Source organism: Paracoccus haematequi, assembly GCF_900631945.1.
GTDB classification, from domain to species: domain Bacteria; phylum Pseudomonadota; class Alphaproteobacteria; order Rhodobacterales; family Rhodobacteraceae; genus Paracoccus; species Paracoccus haematequi_A.
The window spans coordinates 1-18,369 of record NZ_UZWE01000042.1 but is presented as its reverse complement, the minus strand read 5'-3'; the positions used below and the strand labels follow the sequence as shown (position 1 = coordinate 18,369).

16 protein-coding genes and 1 pseudogene are annotated in these 18,369 nt (G+C 68.0%); 12 read left to right on the top strand and 5 right to left on the bottom strand.

All coding sequences use genetic code 11. The features are described from left to right. Positions 1-78: 78 nt before the first annotated feature. Positions 79-2,022: a heavy metal translocating P-type ATPase gene (locus PARHAE_RS14980; RefSeq protein WP_126155387.1), complete on the top strand. Its 1,944-nt coding sequence runs from the start codon at positions 79-81 to the stop codon at positions 2,020-2,022. Between the two features lie 10 nt (positions 2,023-2,032). Here PARHAE_RS14980 and PARHAE_RS14975 read toward each other — a convergent pair whose 3' ends face one another. Next, a complete protein-coding gene (locus PARHAE_RS14975) occupies positions 2,033-2,656 on the bottom strand; it encodes a methyltransferase family protein (RefSeq protein WP_241232837.1) in 624 nt (207 codons plus the stop codon). Positions 2,657-2,807: 151 nt separating this feature from the next. Here PARHAE_RS14975 and PARHAE_RS14970 point away from each other — a divergent pair, with 151 nt between their 5' ends. The 4 genes from PARHAE_RS14970 to PARHAE_RS14955 all read left to right on the top strand — a co-directional run bounded on the left by PARHAE_RS14970 (position 2,808) and on the right by PARHAE_RS14955 (position 5,663). Beyond that, on the top strand, positions 2,808-3,467 hold the full coding sequence (locus PARHAE_RS14970; protein ID WP_126155386.1) for a response regulator: 660 nt from the start codon (positions 2,808-2,810) through the stop codon (positions 3,465-3,467). Next, complete coding sequence (locus tag PARHAE_RS14965) at positions 3,467-4,786, top strand: sensor histidine kinase (RefSeq protein WP_126155385.1); 1,320 nt, start codon at positions 3,467-3,469, stop codon at positions 4,784-4,786. The genes PARHAE_RS14970 and PARHAE_RS14965 overlap by 1 nt, the downstream gene beginning before the upstream one ends. Before the next feature lie 69 nt (positions 4,787-4,855). Continuing rightward, positions 4,856-5,113, top strand: a complete 258-nt coding sequence (locus PARHAE_RS14960; RefSeq protein WP_028719808.1) for a PepSY domain-containing protein — start codon at positions 4,856-4,858, stop codon at positions 5,111-5,113. Continuing rightward, entirely contained in the window at positions 5,106-5,663 is a 558-nt protein-coding gene (locus PARHAE_RS14955) for a cytochrome b/b6 domain-containing protein (protein ID WP_126155384.1), read from the top strand. The genes PARHAE_RS14960 and PARHAE_RS14955 overlap by 8 nt, the downstream gene beginning before the upstream one ends. Before the next feature lie 16 nt (positions 5,664-5,679). Here PARHAE_RS14955 and PARHAE_RS14950 read toward each other — a convergent pair whose 3' ends face one another. Both PARHAE_RS14950 and PARHAE_RS14945 read right to left on the bottom strand, forming a co-directional pair. Then, positions 5,680-6,375 (bottom strand): VIT1/CCC1 transporter family protein, encoded by a 696-nt coding sequence (locus PARHAE_RS14950; RefSeq protein ID WP_126155383.1) that lies wholly within the window; start codon positions 6,373-6,375, stop codon positions 5,680-5,682. Positions 6,376-6,536: 161 nt separating this feature from the next. Continuing rightward, positions 6,537-7,211 carry a GntR family transcriptional regulator gene (locus PARHAE_RS14945; protein ID WP_126155382.1) on the bottom strand — a complete coding sequence of 225 codons (675 nt, stop codon included), beginning with the start codon at positions 7,209-7,211 and terminating at the stop codon, positions 6,537-6,539. A 122-nt stretch (positions 7,212-7,333) separates the two neighbouring features. Here PARHAE_RS14945 and pxpA point away from each other — a divergent pair, with 122 nt between their 5' ends. From pxpA to PARHAE_RS22150, 7 genes and pseudogenes are all read left to right on the top strand, one after another. Further along, complete coding sequence (gene pxpA / locus PARHAE_RS14940; protein ID WP_126155381.1) at positions 7,334-8,053, top strand: 5-oxoprolinase subunit PxpA; 720 nt, start codon at positions 7,334-7,336, stop codon at positions 8,051-8,053. A 78-nt stretch (positions 8,054-8,131) separates the two neighbouring features. Continuing rightward, on the top strand, positions 8,132-9,205 hold the full coding sequence (torT, locus tag PARHAE_RS14935; RefSeq protein ID WP_126155380.1) for a TMAO reductase system periplasmic protein TorT: 1,074 nt from the start codon (positions 8,132-8,134) through the stop codon (positions 9,203-9,205). A gap of 5 nt (positions 9,206-9,210) precedes the next feature. Further along, positions 9,211-10,737, top strand: a complete 1,527-nt coding sequence (locus tag PARHAE_RS14930; protein WP_206436978.1) for a sugar ABC transporter ATP-binding protein — start codon at positions 9,211-9,213, stop codon at positions 10,735-10,737. Then, complete coding sequence (locus tag PARHAE_RS14925) at positions 10,734-11,759, top strand: ABC transporter permease (RefSeq protein ID WP_126155378.1); 1,026 nt, start codon at positions 10,734-10,736, stop codon at positions 11,757-11,759. Before PARHAE_RS14930 ends, PARHAE_RS14925 begins: the two co-directional genes overlap by 4 nt. Before the next feature lie 22 nt (positions 11,760-11,781). After that, positions 11,782-13,257, top strand: coding sequence for an NAD-dependent succinate-semialdehyde dehydrogenase (locus PARHAE_RS14920; protein ID WP_126155377.1), 1,476 nt, complete (start codon positions 11,782-11,784; stop codon positions 13,255-13,257). 8 nt (positions 13,258-13,265) lie between these two features. Beyond that, complete coding sequence (locus PARHAE_RS14915) at positions 13,266-14,660, top strand: aspartate aminotransferase family protein (RefSeq protein WP_126155376.1); 1,395 nt, start codon at positions 13,266-13,268, stop codon at positions 14,658-14,660. Then, positions 14,657-15,277: pseudogene (locus tag PARHAE_RS22150) on the top strand (5-oxoprolinase subunit B family protein); the annotation flags it as partial. The gene PARHAE_RS14915 and the pseudogene PARHAE_RS22150, both read left to right, overlap by 4 nt. Positions 15,278-15,652: 375 nt before the next feature. On the opposite strand, the gene acmB reads toward PARHAE_RS22150, so the two are convergent. Both acmB and PARHAE_RS14895 read right to left on the bottom strand, forming a co-directional pair. After that, a complete protein-coding gene (gene acmB / locus PARHAE_RS14900; RefSeq protein WP_126155375.1) occupies positions 15,653-16,843 on the bottom strand; it encodes a methyl acetate hydrolase AcmB in 1,191 nt (396 codons plus the stop codon). Positions 16,844-16,948: 105 nt separating this feature from the next. Next, positions 16,949-17,950 carry an AraC family transcriptional regulator gene (locus PARHAE_RS14895; RefSeq protein ID WP_241232836.1) on the bottom strand — a complete coding sequence of 334 codons (1,002 nt, stop codon included), beginning with the start codon at positions 17,948-17,950 and terminating at the stop codon, positions 16,949-16,951. Positions 17,951-18,369: the final 419 nt, after the last annotated feature.

Sequence of the window (18,369 nt, the reverse complement as noted above, 5' to 3'; positions counted from 1 at the left end):
TGTCCGTCAGGAAAGGGTCAGGATAGTCCTGGATTTCGGCCCAGCCCCTGCCGCCCTGCGGCACAGCCAGGACAGGACATGACCTTCGATCTTTCTTCCGACCGCCTGATGATGGCGTTGACCCTTGCCACCGTATTCGGCATGGGGCTTGCCGCTTTCGACGCCTTTGTCGTTCCCGGCCTCTGGGGGCCTGCGGGGCTTCTGCTGGTCTATCTGGCGGGCGGGGTGCCGACGGGGCTGCGGGCGCTGTCGGTGCTGTGGCGGGACCGGGTGCTGGACATCGACCTGCTGATGGTGGTCGCGGCCCTGGCGGCTGCGGGCGTCGGCGCGCCGCTGGAAGGCGCGGTGCTGCTGACGCTGTTCAGCATCTCGACCACGCTGGAACATCGCGCCATGGGCCGCGCCCGCCGCGCGGTCGAGGCGTTGATGGCGCTGCGCCCCGACACGGCCCTGCGGCAGGCGCCGGACGGCAGGGTCAGCGAGGTGCCGGTGGCCGACCTGATGCCCGGCGATGTGGTGGTGCTGCGCCCCGGTGCCCGCGTGCCGGTGGACGGGGTGATCCTGGACGGCGACGGCGCGCTGGACGAGGCGACCATCACCGGCGAATCCATGCCCGTCCACAAGGCCCCCGGCGCCAAGGTGTTCGAGGCGACGGTGAACCTGAACGCCGTGCTTCGGGTACAGGTCACGCAGGCCGTGGCCGACAGCACGGTGGCGCGGATGATCGCGCTGGTGACCGAGGCGCAGGCCGCCCGCGCGCCTTCGGAACGCTTCAGCGAATGGTTCGGGCAGCGCTATACCGTGGCGGTGCTGGCGGGATCGGGCCTGGCGCTTTGCGTCCTGCTGGCCCTGGGCTGGTCGTGGGACGACGCGCTGTACCGCGCGGCCACGCTGCTGGTCGCGGCCAGCCCCTGCGCCATCGTGATCTCGGTCCCCGCCGCGATCCTGTCGGCGCTGGCGGCGGCGGCGCGGGGCGGCGTGCTGTTCAAGGGCGGCGCCGCGCTGGAAACGCTGGCCGAGGTCCACAGCTTCGCCTTCGACAAGACCGGCACCCTGACCACCGGCAAGGCCGAGGTGACGGGGCTGATCGCCCTTGGGGACGAGGCGGCGTTCCTGGCGCTGCTGTCCGGGATCGAGGCGCAGTCCGAACATCCCATCGCCGAGGCGATCCGCCGCCACGCGGCCGAACGCGGCATCATCCCCGCGCCCGTCCATGACGTGCAGGCGATCCCCAGCGAAGGGATCACCGGCACGGATGCGGGCGGCACGATCTGGGCCGGAAACCGCAGGCTCGCGGCCCGAATGGGGGCCCAGGTCGACGGGCCGGAATTCGACGCGCTGCGCGACACGGCGCAGACCGTCACATGGCTTGGCCGGGGCGACCGCCTGCTGGGCGCCGTCACGGTGGCCGACCGCCCGCGCGAAAGCTCGGCCGCGGGGCTGGCGGCGCTGCGCGGCGAGGGGGTCGGCACGATCAGGATCATGACCGGCGACCGGCGCGCCGTCGGGCTTCGCATCGGGGCCGAACTGGGCTTTGCGCCCGACGAGGTGATGGCCGACCTGCTGCCCCAGGACAAGGTCCGGCTGGTGGGCGAACTGGCCGGGCGCGGCAAGGTGGCCTTTGTGGGCGACGGGGTGAACGACGCCGCCGCCCTGGCGCGGGCCGATGTCGGCATCGCCATGGGCGCGGCGGGCAGCGAGGTCGCGCTGCAAGCGGCGGATGTGGCGCTGCTGTCGGACGACATGGGCCGGCTGGCGGCGGCGCACCGGCTGGCGCGCCGGACGCGGCGGGTGATCCGGCAGAACCTGATCTTCGCCATGGGCATGATGGCGCTGCTGGTCGCCTCCAGCCTGTTCCTTTCCCTGCCCCTGCCGCTGGCCGTGATCGGGCACGAAGGGGGCACGGTGCTGGTGGTGCTGAACGGTCTGCGCCTGCTGGCCGATCCGATCCGCAGCGACCGGGGACAAAGGCAGGCGGCGCGGCGGTCCGGGGCGGCGCAGCCGAAGCCCGCCCGTGCCTGAGTTGCAGGTGTCAGAAGATCCAGAACCCGCGCGCCAGCCCCGCGTCGTGAAGGGCGCCGATCGCCTCGGCCACGGGGAAGGCCGCGACAAAGACCAGGGCGTCGGCCAGGTTCGTGCGCAGGGCGTTCAGGTTCAGCATCATCCCCGGTCCCGCCCGGAACAGCGACGGCCGGGGCAGGATGCGCGGCACGTGGCCGGCATAATCGCGATAGGCAGGTCCGAACGTGGCACGAAGATAGTCCTCCTCGCGCCGGGCGGTGGCGGACAGGATCGTAAAGGCGCCCAGCCCGAACAGCGCGGCCCCCAGCAGGCTGCCCAGCAGCAGGCCGAACCCCGTGGCGCCGATGGTGGAAAAGAAATACAGCGGGTGGCGGCAGATGGAATAGGGACCGTCCTGCATCACCTGCGCATTCTTGCGCCCGCCGATATAAAGGATCGCCCAGAACCGCCCCAGCACGGCCGCGACGATGCACAGGCTGCCCGCCGTGCGCATCAGCGCCCGGACCGGAACGGCCTGCCAGACGGGAACGCCCCACAGGATCGGGATCAGGGCCGCGACGAAGAAAAGGCGCAAGGTGGCGATGCGCAGCCGCTGGTTGGCGGGACGAACGGCAAGGGCCGGTTTGGACATCATGTCAGAACCTGTGGTTGCGGGCCGGGATGCGCCTGCGCGGGCACGGGTGCCGGGATCTGTTCGCGCATGGTCCGTTCCGCTAGTTTCGGTGCTGCCCTGTCGCGCGCGGACCTTACGGTTGGCTGACGGGCAGGTCGGGAAAGGGCGTGCCATGCGGCTGCTGGTGGTCGAGGACGAAGGCGATCTGGCCTCGGCGCTGGCCGATCATCTGGCGGCGCAGGGCCATGCCGTCGATCTGGCGGCCGACCTGGCCACCGCCGCCGATGCGCTGGCGGGGGTGGATTACGATCTGCTGCTTCTGGACCTGCACCTGCCCGACGGCGACGGCATCGCCTTCCTGCGGGGGCTGCGGCGGCGCGGTCTCCGGGTGCCGGTGCTGATCGGCACCGCGCGCGACCGGATCACCGAACGGATCGAGGGGCTGGACGCGGGCGCCGACGATTACCTGGTCAAGCCTTATGACCTGGACGAGATGCTGGCCCGGATCGCCGCCATCCGCCGCCGCATCGACGGCCGCGCCGAGCCCGAGCGGCGCTTTGGCCGGCTGGCTCTGCTGCCCGAACGGCAGGCGGCGCTGCTGGACGATGCCCCCGTCCACCTGACGCGCAAGGAATGGGCGGTGATCGAACGCATCAGCCGCCGCCCCGGCATGATCGTGACCCGCGACCAGCTTGAGGAGGCGCTTTACGCCTTCGACGCCGAGGTCGAAAGCAATGCCATCGAGGCGCATGTCAGCCGCCTGCGCGCCAAGCTGGGCCGCAGCGCGGTCGAAACGGTGCGCGGCTTCGGCTATCGCATGGGGTCCGTGTGATGGCCGCGCGCCGCCCCACGCTGGCGCGCCGCCTGGCGTTGCTGGTCAGCCTGGGGCTGGGCGCGGTCTGGGTGGTGGCGCTGCTGACCATGGCGATGGTGCTGCGCCATGAACAGGACGAGCTTTACGACCAGCAGCTGAAGGTTTCGGCCGAAACGCTGCTGCCCGTTCTCAGCCACGCATGGCGGGCGGGGCTGCTGCCGCCGGACGGCGGGGGCGATCCCGCGCAGGCGGTCGATCTGGACGAGGCGCTGCTGTGGCAGCTGATCGACCGCAGCGGGCGGGTGGTGGCCAGCGCCCCGGCGGCAGTGGCGGCCATGTTCCCCGACCGGATCGCCCCGCTTCGCCACACCAGCACGGCGACGCATATGGTCTATGCGACCGGATATGACGCGGCGGGGTTCGCGCTGGAATTCGCCGATCCGCTGGCGGAACGGGCCGAGGCATGGCGCGACAGCTATCTGGCGTTTCTGCTGCCGATGCTGGCGATCCTGCCCCTGGGCTATATGCTGGTGCGCTGGATCACCGCGCAGGCTTTGCGACCGCTCGACCGTATGCGGGCCGAGGTGGAACGGCGCGACAGCCAGATGTTGTCGCCGATGGATGCCGAGGCCCATCCGGCCGAGCTTTCGGCGGTCATTGCCACGCTGAACGGCTTCATGGCGCGGCTGGCGCAGGCGCTGGAGGGGGAACGCGCCTTCGCCTCGAACGCCGCGCATGAATTGCGCACGCCGGTGGCCATCGCGCTGGCGCAGGTGCAGCGGATGCAGCACGAGACCGCCGACGACGTGCAGCGCGACCGGCTGGCCGCCGTCGGGCGGGCGCTGGACCGGATGTCGCGGCTGGTCACGCGGCTGCTGCAACTGGCGCGGGCCGAATCCGGCATCGGCCGGGGGGCGGCGCCGGTCGATGTCGCGCGGCTGCTGCCGCATGTCCTGCGCGACGCGCATGGCGACGGATCGCGGCTGCGGGTGGTGCTGCCGGAGGGTCCGGTTCCGTCGCAGATGGACGCGGATGCGCTGGCCATCGTGGTGGGCAACCTGATCGACAACGCCCTGCAACACGCGCCCCAGGGAACGCCGGTGGATATCGTCCTGGACGATGCGGGGGTGCTGGTCGTGCGCAACGGCGGGACGCCCGTCCCGGCGGCGGATCTGGCGCGGATCGCCGATCGGTTTGCCAGCCGCCGCAGCGGCGGCTTCGGCCTTGGCCTGCATATCGCCCGGCAGATCGCGCAGCAGGCGGGCGGGCGGTTGGAGCTGCACTCTCCGGCGCCGGGCCGCGCGGACGGGTTCGAGGCGCGGTTGCATCTGCCTTGACCAGTAAGCCTGGCGTAAGGATCGCCTGCCACACCGCCCCCATCGCACCCCTGATGATGGAGGTTTCCCGTGCGCACCCTTCTTGTTGCCCTTGTGATGGCCGGCGCCGCGCTGCCCGCCCTTGCCGCCGACCGCTGCGACGTTCCCAAGGAGAAATGGCGTCCCGTGGACGAGTTGAAGGCCGAACTGACCGCCAAGGGCTGGCAGATCGCCAACGTCAAGACCGAGGACGGCTGCTACGAGGTCTATGGCAAGGACGACACGGGCAAGCGGGTCGAGATCTTCTTCGATCCCGCCACGTTCGAGGCGGTCGGGTCGGATGACTGACGCCCCGGACGCGGTCCCGGTGAAGGTCTGGGACCCGTTCGTGCGCCTGTATCACTGGTCCCAGGCCGCGCTGATCGCGGCGGCCTGGATCACGGCCGACGAATGGAAATGGCTGCACGAACGCATCGGCTATGCGGTCATGGCGCTGGTCGCGCTGCGCCTTCTGTGGGGGATCGTGGGGTCGCGCCACGCGCGGTTCGCCGATTTCGTGCGCGGGCCGCGCGCGGTGCTGCGCTATCTGGGCGATCTGCTCCATGGACGCGAGCGGCGCTATCTGGGCCACAATCCGGCGGGCGGCGCGATGATCGTGGCGCTGCTGGCGGTGATCGCGGCGACGGCCCTGACCGGCTGGTTGCAGACGACCGACGCCTTTTTCGGCTCCGAGACGATGGAGAATATCCACGAAAGCCTGGCCACGCTGATCCTGGTCCTGGTCGGTTTCCACGTCGGCGGCGTGGCCCTAGAAAGCCTGCGCCATCATGAGAACCTGACCCGGTCGATGATCACGGGCCGCAAGCGGCCGCTGGGCGCCGGGCCGGGCGGCGAATGAAGGACCGGCGGGGGGATCAGCCCGCCGCCACGCCGAAGACCATGCCGACGGCCAGCGTCGCGATCAGCGCCAGCGCGCCCCAGAAAGCGACGCGCATGGCGCCCTGCCGGATGGGCGCGCCGCCTGCATGGCTGCCAAGGCCGCCCAGCACCAGCAGGACGGCCAGCGTCGCCACCGAGACCCACAGCGCCACATGCGACGGCGCCAGCGCCGCGACGCCCAGCGGCAGGGCGGCCCCGACCGAAAAGGTCGCCGCCGAAACCGCCGCCGCCTGAAGGGGGCGCGCGGCCAGGCTTTCGGTGATCCCCAGTTCGTCGCGCAGATGGGCCTTCAGCGCGTCCCCTGCCATCAGCTGCTCGGCCACGCGGGTGGCGAGTTCGGCATCCAGGCCGCGTTCGACATAGATGTCGCGCAACTCGGCAAGCTCGGCCTCGGGCATCGTCGCAAGCTCCTCCTGTTCGCGGGCGCGATCCGCGGCCTCGGCATCGGCCTGCGAACTGACCGAAACGTATTCGCCGGCCGCCATCGACATTGCCCCCGCGACCAGCCCCGCCAGCCCGGCGATCAGCACCGTCCCGCGATCCGACCCCGCCCCGGCGACGCCCACGATCAAAGCCGCAGTCGAGACCACCCCGTCATTCGCGCCCAGCACGGCGGCGCGCAGCCAGCCGATCCGGTGGGTCCGGTGGTTTTCCGCATGAATCGCCCGCATCGCTGTCCTCTGCCCCCGACCAAGTTGCCTCAAGCGGCGTCAGGTTACGCCATCCTTACCCTCGGCGCAGCATCCCGCAGGATCAACCCTGTTCCGGTGGCGCGCAGCCGCCGAAGTTTCCGACACAGGCCCATGTTTTCAAGGGCGCCTTCGAAAAGGCTTTACGCGTCGAACCGATTGCTTTCGATCACGTCGTGGATGATCCCGCTGCTGGCTTTTTCCGGGTCTCTCGCCGCAAGCGCCTCCAGGATACGCTCGTGATTGGCGATGGCGCGCAGGAAGTGGTCGTGGTTGGGCATGTAGTTGCGCACCAGCGGTCCCATTCTCAGCCACAACGGCTCCAGGATCGTGGTGATGAACGAGATCCGGCTCGCCACGGCGATGGCCATGTGGAAATTATAGTTCGCCTCCAGGAACAGGTCGAGATCGTCGGTCTCGGCCGATTTTCGGATGCTGTCGCAATGTCCGGCGATCTGCGCCAGTTCGGCCTCGGTGTGGTTCAGCGCCGCCTTGGCCGCGGCATCCGCTTCCAGCAGCGAACGGATATGGACCAGATCCCGCTGCTCCTTCGCGGTTGGCTCGGGCACGATCATCGTGCGCGTCGGCGACGACACCACCACGCCGACGCTTTCCAGCCTTTGCAGCGCATCGCGCACCGGCATCAGGCTGGTCCCCAGCGATTGCGCCAGCTTGCGCAGGGGCAGGCGCTGGCCGGGGGTAAAGCGCCCCATCATCATGTGCCGCTTCAGCGCGTCATAGATTTGTTCGTGCAGCACATGGTGATTGATCGGACCGACATCATAGGACGGTTCCCCGTCTGGGCGCGACTGCTGCAATTCCGGATCCCTCTCAGCGCGGCGGCCGCCCGCCGCAAAAATTGTTATAACAGTAGACACGAATCATTGACTTGAGTAAAGACTGTGCCAAGCTCGATTTTGTTATAACAGTGGACATCGGAATGGCGACACTCAATTGCGACATGGGGGAAAGCTACGGGCCGTGGAGCTTCGGCGACGACGAAGGGATCATGCCTTTCGTGGACTGCGCCAATATCGCCTGCGGCTTCCATGCCTCGGACCCTTTGACCATGGCGCGCACCGTCCGCCTGGCTGTCGGATTGGGCAAGAAGATCGGCGCGCATCCCTCGCTGCCCGACCGCGAGGGGTTCGGCCGCCGCGAGATGCACCTGCAACCCGAGGAACTGACCGCCGCCTTCACCTATCAGATCGGGGCGCTTTGCGGCTTTCTGCGGGCCGAAGGGGTGGCGCTTTCGCATGTCAAGCCGCATGGCATCGTCTATGGAATGGCGGCCCGGCACATGCCGACCGCCCTGGCGATGGCCAAGGCGGTCGCGCCCTTCGGAGTGCCGCTTTTCGGGATGGCGGGCACCTGTCACGAGGCCGCCGCCGCCGAGATCGGCGTGCCCTTCATCGGCGAATTCTTCGCCGATCTGACCTATTCGCCCGAAGGCGCGCTGATCATCCCGCGCAAGCACTCCGCGATCGACCTGGACCGTGCGGCCGCGCGGCTGGAACGCGCGCTGAAAACCGGCGAGGTCGAGGCGACCGACGGCACGCCGCTGCGGGTCGAATTCGGAACCATCTGCATCCATTCCGATCCGCCCAACGCGCGGGCGGTGGCCGAACGGCTGCGGCAGGTCATTGATACGGCCGGTTGATCCCGGCCGATTCTCCTCCGGGCAGATAAAACAAAAAACCGCCCGGATTGCCGAAACTGCTTCCAACAGAGGAAAACCATGTTCAGATTTTCGCCCAAACTAATGATGCTGGCCGGGCTTTCGCTGGCGACGGCGCCTGGCCTGGCCTTGGCCGAGCGCAGTTCGTTCCCGGTCGAACTGGTCCAGGAGGACGGCTCCAAGAAGGATGCCGACTGGCCGCTCATCACCAAGGAAGAGCTGACGAAGCCCTGGAACATCTGCGTCCTCTTCCCCCATCTGAAAGACAGCTATTGGGTGGCCGCCAATTACGGCATCGCCGACGAGATCGCCCGCACCGGCGCGTCGATGACGCTTTACGAAGCCGGGGGTTACAACAACCTGTCCACCCAGCTCAGCCAGATGGACAACTGCATCGCCCAGGGCTTCGACGGCATCATCCTGGGCGCGATTTCGGCCGATGGCGTCGGCGCATTGGTCAAGAAGGCGACCGATGCCGGGATCCCGGTCATCGACTTCGTGAACGGCGTCAACGAACCCTCGGTCTCGGGGCACGCACTGGTCAGCTTCTACGATCTTGCCTTCACCACTGGAAAATACCTGGTTGAACAGGCCGGCGGCCAGCCGCTGAAAGTCGGCTTCTTCCCCGGACCACAGGGTGCGGGCTGGTCCGACGACGCGGTGCGCGGCTTCAACGACGCCATCGCCGGGTCCAGCGTCGAAGTGCTTGTCACCCGGCGGGGCGACACGGGGCTGAACGTGCAACTTGATTTCATCTCGAACGCGCTGCTGACCTATGACGACATCGACTGGGTCGTCGGCGTGGACATCGCGGCCGAGGCGGGCGCGGTCGCGGTGCGCAACGCGGGTCTTGCGGGCAAGGTGCAGGTGGTGGCGTTCGACATCATTCCGCCCGTCTACGAGAATATCAAGGCCGGCGACACCAAGGCCTCGCCCGCCGATTTCACGACCCTCCAGGGGCGTCTTGCGGTCGACATGGTCCTGCGCCTGCTGGAAGGTCAGACGCTTGCCGCCAAGCGGGCCGGGCCGAAACCGCAGATGGTCACCTCGGACACGATCGACAGCTTCGAATATACCGACATGTTCGCGCCGAAGGACTTTGCCGTCACGTTCAGCCTGACCGAAGGCCAATGAACGCCTTGGCACCACAGGCAGAAAGCGAGGCGGTCGTTTCGCTTTCCGCCGCCTGCAAGTTCTATGGCAGCTTCGCCGCGCTCAAGGATGTCAGCCTCGATCTGCGGCGGGGCGAGGTCCATATGCTGCTGGGCGAGAACGGCGCCGGAAAATCCACCTTGGTCAGCCTGCTGACCGGGGTGAACCGGCTGGACGGGGGCGACCGCTTCGTGCGCGGCCGGCCCGCGCCCGATCTCAGGCCCTCGGACGCGCGCGCCGCCGGGATCGACGCGGTGCTCCAGGATTTCAGCCTGGCGCCTGCGCTGAGCGTGGCCGAGAATTTCGGGCTGGGGCGCGAGCCGCTGCGCGGCGGGCTGCTTGACCATGGGGCGCTTCATAGGCGCACCCGCGCCGCGCTTGACCGGCTGGGCCTGCATCTCGACCCTGAAACCCGTGTCGAGACCTTGTCGCGGGCCGAGCAGCAATTGCTGGAAATCGCCCGCGCCTTGGACGGCGTGCCGGGCGTCCTGATCCTCGACGAACCCACCGCCGCGCTGAGCCATGACGAATCCGAACGGCTGTTTCGGATCGTGGACCGTCTGCGCGCCGAGGGCTGGGCGATCCTCTATATCAGCCACCGGATGGAGGAAATCCGTCGGTTGGGCGATGTCGTGACCATCCTGCGCGACGGGCGCCAGACCGGACATTACCGCCTGTCCGAAGTCACCAACGAACGCATGATCGCAGACATGGTCGGGCGCGAGATGGACCATTTCTATCCCCAGAGCCCGCACCGTCCGGGGCCGGTCCTGCTGGAAACGCGGGATCTGCGCGCAGGTCCCGTCAAGGGCGTGTCGATCCGTGTCCGCGCGGGCGAGGTCGTGGGGCTTGGCGGGCTGGTGGGATGCGGCAAGGCCGAGGTGGCGCGCGCCGTCTTCGGGCTTTTGCCGACGGAATCGGGCCGGATCGTCCTGGACGGACAAGAAATCGCGGACCCGTCGCCCGCCGGGCTTCTGTCGCGCGGCCTGGTCTATCTGCCCCAGGACCGGCGCGGCGAGGCGCTGGCGCTTGGCCGTTCGATCGCCGAGAACATGCAGATCGAGGTGCTGGCCGATCCCGGCTATACCCGCGTCGGCATCGTGCGGGCGGGACGGTTGCGCGATCTGACGGCGCAGTTGATGCAGAGGCTGGGCATCGCGCCGGCCGTGCCGGGGCTTGCGGTCGGGTCGCTGTCGGGCGGCAACCAGCAAAAGGTCGTGCTGGGCCGCGCCCTGTCGCGCGCGCGCAGGGTCTTCATCTTCGACGAGCCGACAGCCGGGGTCGATGTCGGCGCCCGGCTGGACTTCTATCGTCAGCTTGAACGCCTGGTGGCCGAAGGCGCGGCGGTGCTGCTGATCACCTCGGACTTGCAGGAACTCGTCCATCTGGCCCATCGGGCCTATGTCATGCATGAGGGCCACCTGGTGGCCGATCTGCCCAAGGCCTCGCTCAACGAAAAAACCGTTGTGGCCCATGCCTTCGGCGACCAAACCCATCAAGGAAATACCCAATGACCGAAGCCAAAAGCTCGCGCATGAATTCGGGCCATTCGCGCGGGGCCGCAGGGTCGCTGGTGGACGGCGTCATGCGGTTCGGCGCCCTGCCGATCATCCTGGCGATCTGCCTTGTCGTCTTTCAACTGGGCAACGACCGTTTTCTCAGCCCGATGAACCTGACCAACATGAGCCAGCAGATGGTGTTCCTGCTGCTGATCGCCCTGGGGCAGATGATCGTTCTGGTTTCGGGCGGGTTCGATCTGTCCGTGGGCGCGGTCGTCGCGCTGACATCGGTCGTATCGGCCAAGGCGATGGTCGCCGTGATGGCGCTGTTTCCCGAAAACGACGCGCTGGCGATCGCGGCGGGGTTCGGGACCGCGCTTGCGGTGGGCCTTGTCTGCGGGCTGATCAACGGCATCGGGGTCGCCGTTCTCAAGGTCAACGCCTTCATCGTCACCCTGGCCACCGCCTCGATCTTCAAGGGGGTGACGCTGGTGATCTCGCAGGGGCTGCAAGTCCCCGGACTGCCGCGGACCTTCGTCTATCAGATCGGGTCGGGCCGGATCCTGGGCCTGCCGACCTCGCTGGTCATGGCGCTGCCGGTGGTGGCGCTGGTCTGGCTTGCCATGCATCACATGCGGTTGGGACGTTATCTTTATGCGATCGGGTCGAACCTCAGATCGGCCGTGGTGGCCGGGGTGCAGGTCAACCGGCAATTGCTGGCCGCCTATGTGATCTGCGGCACGATCACCGCCTTTTCGGGCTGGCTGCTGACGGCGCGGGTATCGTCGGGCGAACCGCTTCTGGGCGGCGAGTTTCCCCTGAACTCGATCGCGGCGGCGGTGATCGGCGGCTGCTCGTTGCGGGGCGGCGAAGGGCGTGTGCCCGGCGTCATCCTGGGCGTGATCTTCATCACCGTCCTGGCCAACGGGATGGATCTTCTGCGCATCGGCTCGAACTATCAGATGATCGCGCTGGGCGTGGTCCTTGTGGGCGCGGTCGTGCTGGACCGCTATCGCGCCGCCCGCGCGGTGCGCTGACCTTTCACCGGAAACGAAAGCAATGACATATATGCCCCCCACGGCGCAGGCGGCCGATCTGATGCGACCGCTTGCCTTCATCAACGGCGAATGGGTCGGTGCCGACGACGGCGCGACCCTGGATGTGACCGACCCCGCGACGGGCGAGGTCATCGGCCAGGTGCCCGACATGGGCCTGGCCGAGACCCGGCGCGCCATCGCCGCAGCCGAGGCCGCGCTGCCGTCCTGGCGCGCGCTGGCGGCCGGGCAGCGCGCGGCGATCCTGAAACGCTGGCACGCCCTGATCATGGCGCATCAAGAGGAACTGGCCCTGATCCTGACGCGCGAGCAGGGCAAGCCGCTTGCCGAGGCGCGCGGCGAGATCGCCTATGGCGCCAGCTTTGTCGAATGGTTCGCCGAGGAAGCCCGGCGCACCTATGGCGACACCATCCCGGCGCCGAAGGCCGGGCAGCGCATCATCGTGCAAAAACAGCCGGTAGGCGTCTGCGGCCTGATCATCCCGTGGAATTTCCCGTCCGCGCTGTTCCATCGCAAGGCCGCCGCCGCGCTGGCGGCAGGCTGCACCGCCGTCCTCAAGCCGTCCGAATTCACGCCGTTCTCGGCCCTGGCGCTGGCCGAACTGGGCCGCATGGCGGGCCTGCCCCCTGGCGTGCTGAATGTCGTGACGGGGATGCCGGTCCCGATCGGGGCGGCGCTGATGGAGGCGCAATCGGTCCGCAAGATCAGCTTCACCGGCTCCACCCGCGTCGGCAAGCTGCTGCTGGAACAGGCGGCGCGGACGGTGAAGAAGGTCTCGCTTGAACTGGGCGGCAACGCCCCGCTGATCGTCTTCGACGATGCCGACCTGAAGACGGCGGTCGCGGCCTGCATGAACTCCAAGTTCCGCAATGCCGGTCAGACCTGCGTCTGCGCCAACCGGATCTTCGTGCAGGACGGCATCCATGATGCCTTCTCTGCGGCGCTGAAGGAGGCTGTCGAGGCGCTGAAGGTCGGCCCCGGCACCGAACCCGGCGTGACCACCGGCCCGCTGATCAACGACGCCGCCGTGGCCAAGGTCGAACGCCATATCGCGGACGCCCTGGCCAAGGGCGCGGTGCTGGTGACCGGGGGCGGCCGCCATGCCCTTGGCGGGCGCTACTTCACGCCGACGATCCTGTCGGGCGCCGATGCGGGGATGGAACTGGCCCGCGACGAGACCTTCGGGCCGGTGGCGCCGCTGTTCCGATTCTCGACCGAGGACGAGGCGATCCGGGCCGCCAACGCCACAGAATACGGACTTGCCGCCTATATCTTCACCCGCGACATCGACCGCATGTTCCGCGTCACCGAGGCGCTGGAAACCGGAATGGTCGGGGTGAACGAGGGGCTGATCTCGAACGAGGTCGCGCCGTTCGGCGGCATCAAGGAAAGCGGCCTTGGCCGCGAAGGATCCTATCACGGCATCGAGGAGTATCTGGAGATGAAATATCTCATGATCTCTCCGGTCCTGAACGCATGAGGTCAAGTATGACACTATCCAATTCGCTGGCCCATACGGACGTGGCGACCGCCCTGCATCCCTATACCGACGCCCGCGCCTTCGAACAGGCCGGCCCGCTGGTCATCGACCGGGGCGAGGGCATCCATGTCTATGACACCACCGGCAAGAAATACATCGAGGGGCTGGCGGGCCTGTGGTCCGTCGCGGTAGGGTTCAGCGAACCTCGCCTGCGCGAGGCGGCGATGCGGCAGATGGAAAAGCTGCCCTATTACCACATCTTCGCGTCCAAGGCGCATGAGCCGTCGATCCGGCTGTCGGAAAGGCTTGTCGGCATGGTCCCGGATCACCTGAGCCGGGTGTTCTATACCAATTCGGGATCCGAGGGGAACGACACGGTCATCAAGCTGGTCTGGTATCCGAACAACGCGCTCGGCCGGCCGCGGAAGAAGAAGTTCCTGGCCCGGCACAAGGGGTATCACGGCATTACCATCGGCGCGGGCAGCCTGACCGGCCTGCCCAACAACCATCGCGATTTCGACCTGCCGCTGGTGCCGGTCATCCACCTGACCTGCCCGCATTTCTATCGCTTCGGGCACGAGGGCGAGACCGAAGAGGCGTTCTGCGCCCGCCTGCTGTCCGAACTGGAGGACACCATCCTGCGCGAAGGCGCCGATACCATCGCCGCCTTCATCGGCGAACCTGTCATGTCTTCGGGCGGGGTCATGGTTCCTCCGGCGGGCTATTGGCCGGGGGTCGAGGCGATCTGCCGGAAATACGACATCCTGCTGGTGTCGGACGAGGTGATCACCGGCTTCGGGCGGCTGGGAACAGTCCTGGGCAGCCAGCGGCTGGGCTTCACGCCCGATATCGTGACGCTTTCCAAGCAGATTACCTCCAGCTACATGCCGCTGGGCGCGGTGATGTTCACGGACGCGATCTATCAGGCCGTGGCCGACAACACCCACAGGATCGGCACCTTCGGCCATGGCTTCACCGGGTCGGGCCATCCGGTCGCGACGGCGGTGGCGGCCGAGAACCTGGCCATCATCCAAGAGCGCGACCTGATCGGCAACGCCGCGCGCCTTGAACCCGGCTTCCAGGCGGGGTTGCGCCGGTTGGCCGACCTGCCGCTGGTGGGCGAGGTGCGGGGAATGGGTCTGCTGGGCGCGGTCGAACTGGTCGCCGACAAGGCCAGCAAGCGGCCCTTCGCCGTGCCGGGCCAGGTGGGCGCCATCGCGGCGCGCATCTCGCACGAGGAAGGGCTGATCTTCCGCGCCATCGGCGATACGCTGGCCCTGTGCCCGCCCCTGATCGCCACCGAGGCCGATCTGGCCGAGATCGTTTCGATCATGGAACGGGTGGTCGCGCGCACCGCCGTCGAGGTGGCCGCCAGCGGCCTTGCGGAGGAAAAGGCCGCATGATCTATCCCGCCCCGAAATTCCTGCCCGCCGGCGACCGCTATATGCTGATCGAATTCGGCGATGAGATGAACCTGGATCTGAACTTCATGGCCCAGGGACTTGCGCGGGCGGTCGCCGAGGCGGGGATCCGCGGCGTGATCGAGACCGCGCCCTGCTTCGCCTCGCTTCTGGTTCATTACGAACCTGCCCAGATCGGCTTTGACGACGCAAGCCGAGAGATCGGGGCGCTTGTCGCCTCTCTCGGACCGTCGCACGAGATCACGCTGAAAAGCCGGCTGTTTTATCTGCCTGCGCTGTATCTCGACCCCTGGACTGCCGAATGCGTGGCGGATTACCGGGCGCGGATCGCCGACAAGGTGCCCGATCCCGAACTGCTGGTGCAGGAAAACGGGCTTGAGGATACCGCGCATCTGGTCCGGCTGCATTCCTCGTCGGAATACTGGGTGGCCGCGCTTGGCTTCTGGCCGGGCCTGCCCTTCCTGATGCCGCTGGATCCCCGCGCACGCCTGACGGCGCCGAAATACAACCCGCCGCGCACCAACACGCCGCAGGGCGCGATCGGCTTGGGCGGGGCGGCGAATTCGATCTATCCGGTGGCGACGCCCGGCGGCTATCAGATCTTCGCGCGCACCCCGGTGCCGATCTGGGACCAGACCGGCGAAAACCCGGTTGTTCTGCGCCCGCGTCAGCAGCGAGGCCGCGCCGGGGGCCATCCGCTCTCGGGTCCAGCGGCCGTCGAAGCGGCGGCGCATCGGGGTGGTGCCGCTTTGATAGCTGACCAGCATGAAATCCCGCATCGCGGGGACGATCACGTCCTGGCCGCGATAGCGATAGGACCGCAGGCCCACATGCCGCCAGCCCAGGCCGTCGCTGGCCAGCAGCACGCGGCCGGGCACCCAGTCGGGCAGGTCTTCAGGGGGACAAAGCGTGGTCATGGTCTCCTCCGGTTGGCTGCGGGCGGGGACGGGGATCCCTGCCCGCGCTGTGTCGCGTCAGGCCGCCGCTGCCCCCGCCATGGCCCGGCAGACGGCGCTTTCAAAGTCCAGATAGCCCGTGAACGACACCGGATCGCCGAAGGGCAGGATCTGCGTCGCCCAATAGCCGCCGACGCCGTTCCGGCGGTCGATCCAGTAGAACAGGTTCGCAAGCCCGGCCCAGCCGAGGGCGCCCGCGGGCCGGCCGGTGGGGGCGTCCTCCTCGACCGTCATGAAGCCGTAGGACCAGCCTTTCCTCAGCCCCGGAAAGAACTCGGCATCATTGGACAGGGCGGGAATGACGCCGGGCAGCATTCCGATCTTCTGATGCGGCTCCAGCTTGTTCGTCACCGCCAGGGCGACGGTTTCGGGCCTCAGCACCCGCCCCTGCGGACCGGCGCCGTCGTTCAGCCACATGCGGATGAACTTCATGTATTCCGGCACGGTGGCGTAAAGCCCGTGGCCACCGCAGTCGATCTCGGGATCGTCGGGCAGGAAGAAGCCCATGTCGGTCAGGCCGCCATCCGCCCCGCGGGCATGAATCGCGGCGGTGCGTTCGCGCATCGACGGGGTGCGGGTGAAGCCGATATCGGCCATGCCCAGGGGGTCGAAGACGCGCTCGCGCAGAACCTCGCCCAGGCGCTTGCCGCGGATGCCCTCGACCACCTGGCCCACCCAGTCGATATTGCTGCCATATTCCCATTTCGTGCCGGGATCGAACAGCAACGGCGTCTGGATCGAGGCGCGCGAGCAGGTGACGACGCTGGGCTGGCCGTGGTCCTGGGCCATGCGGCGGTAATTCTCGTTAAAGAAGTCATAGCCGAATCCGGCGGTATGGGTCAGCAACTGGCGCGTTGTGATGTCGGATTTCGGCGCGCGCAGGATCGGGTCGCCCGCCGCGTCAAAGCCGTCCAGCACCTGCAATGCGCCGATGGCCGGGGCATAGTCGCGGGCCGGGGCGTCCAGATCCAGCAGTCCTTCCTCGACGCATTGCAGCGCGGCCGTCGCGGCGATGGCCTTGGTGGTCGAGAAGATGGCGAAGACCGTATCCTCGGTCATCGGCGCGCCGCCCAGCACGCGGTCGCCCGCCGCGCCGGAATAGATGTCGCGGCTGCGATCCGTCACCATGGCGACCACGCCCGGCACGCGCGGATCGCCCGAGACGACCCCGTCCAGAACCCGGTCCAGAGTGGCTTTCAAGTCGGTCATGACGTTCCTCCCTTGGTCAGACGACAGCGGAAATGATGCGCCGCGTCCGTCCCCCGCGCCATTCGGAATCGGCAGGGCGCGTTCGCGTTCGGCAGGGAACGTGCGTCATCCCCGCGCGCGGGCGGCGGCCAGGGTCTGTCCCGGCGTCTCGCCGAAGCGGGCGCGATAGACCTGCGCCAGGGCGCCCAGGTTGACGTAACCCCAATCGGCGGCGACCGAGGTCACGCTGTCGCCCGGCCCCGCCGCCCGCAAGGCCGCGCGCAGCCCCTCAAGCCGCCGGGCGCGCAGAAAATCGCGCGGCGTCATGCCGCGAAAGCGGCGAAACCCCTCGGACAGGGCGCGGACCGAGACGCCGACCCGGTCGGCGACCTGCGCCATGCTGGGCGGATCGCGCGCCTCGCTGGCCATGATCTCCTCGGCCGCGCGGACATGGCGGGGGGCTGCCATGCGGGCGCCGTCGCGCAGGCTGATCCCGGCGCCCTCGGCCCAGATCTGCAACAGGTCCATGCAGATCAGCTCCTCCAGGTGCCGCGCCATCGGGGGCGCCCCCCGGACCTGGCCGCTGGCCTCCAGCGACTGCACCACATAGGCCAGCAGCGCCTGCCAGCGGGAACCGTTGCCGCCAAAGGCCAGCCTGCGCGTCCACAGCCGGTCGTCGGGCACGAAGCCCAGCCAGCGCATCGCGATCTCGGCCATGGCGTCATGGGGGATGGTCAGGTTCAGTTGCAGGTGGTCGCCGTCGCCGTCCAGCCAGTAATCGGTGCGCGAACAATCGACCACGAAGCTGTCGCCCGCGCGGGTGGTCGCCGTGCGCTCGGCGTCCTGCTTGTGCCGCAACGCGCCCGTCAGCGTGTTCAGCACCAGGATATTCCCGGCCTCGGGGTCGAAGCGGTCCAGGTGGATCGGCACGCCATAGGCGAACCGCGTCAGCGTGACGCGCCCGACCTGGGCCATGCGCATGGTCGCGGCGGGCAGCAGCCGGGGCGCCGCCGGACGGACGCGATAGGGCATGTAGACCTTGCGGCAGAAGGCCTGAACCTCGTCCCAGTCGCGGGACGAGGTGGGGCCGGTCTGCCGGATCGGCCGCCCCTGCATGTCGGTCAGCAATGCCCCGTCAAGTATCGTGGCGTCCTCCCCCCCAAGCGCCGTGGTCCGATAATGGCAGCTTCGGGGGCCGAACGCAGCAGTCCTTTGGTCCCACATCCCGCATCCCCAGGGGCTGTCGGCGCGCGGGAAGGGCAGGGGGGCGGAAGGTAAATCGTTTACTGAAACTGCTTTTCCTGCGTTAATTACTTCACAATATTTGTCTTCCAAAATAATAAGTTAACTGATATTAAGTTCATAGATTAACACCGTCCTTTCATTCGTTTTGCAGCCTGGGTCAGGCGGCACATCGCGGCAGAGGATCCGGTGCGCCATCGAGGAGGAGGCAAGCTGATGACGATTGAAGCGATTGAAAAGCATCCTGTTCCGGCGGGTTTCGGGGATGCGCATGTGGGGGCTGGGGATTATGCGCGGCTTTATGC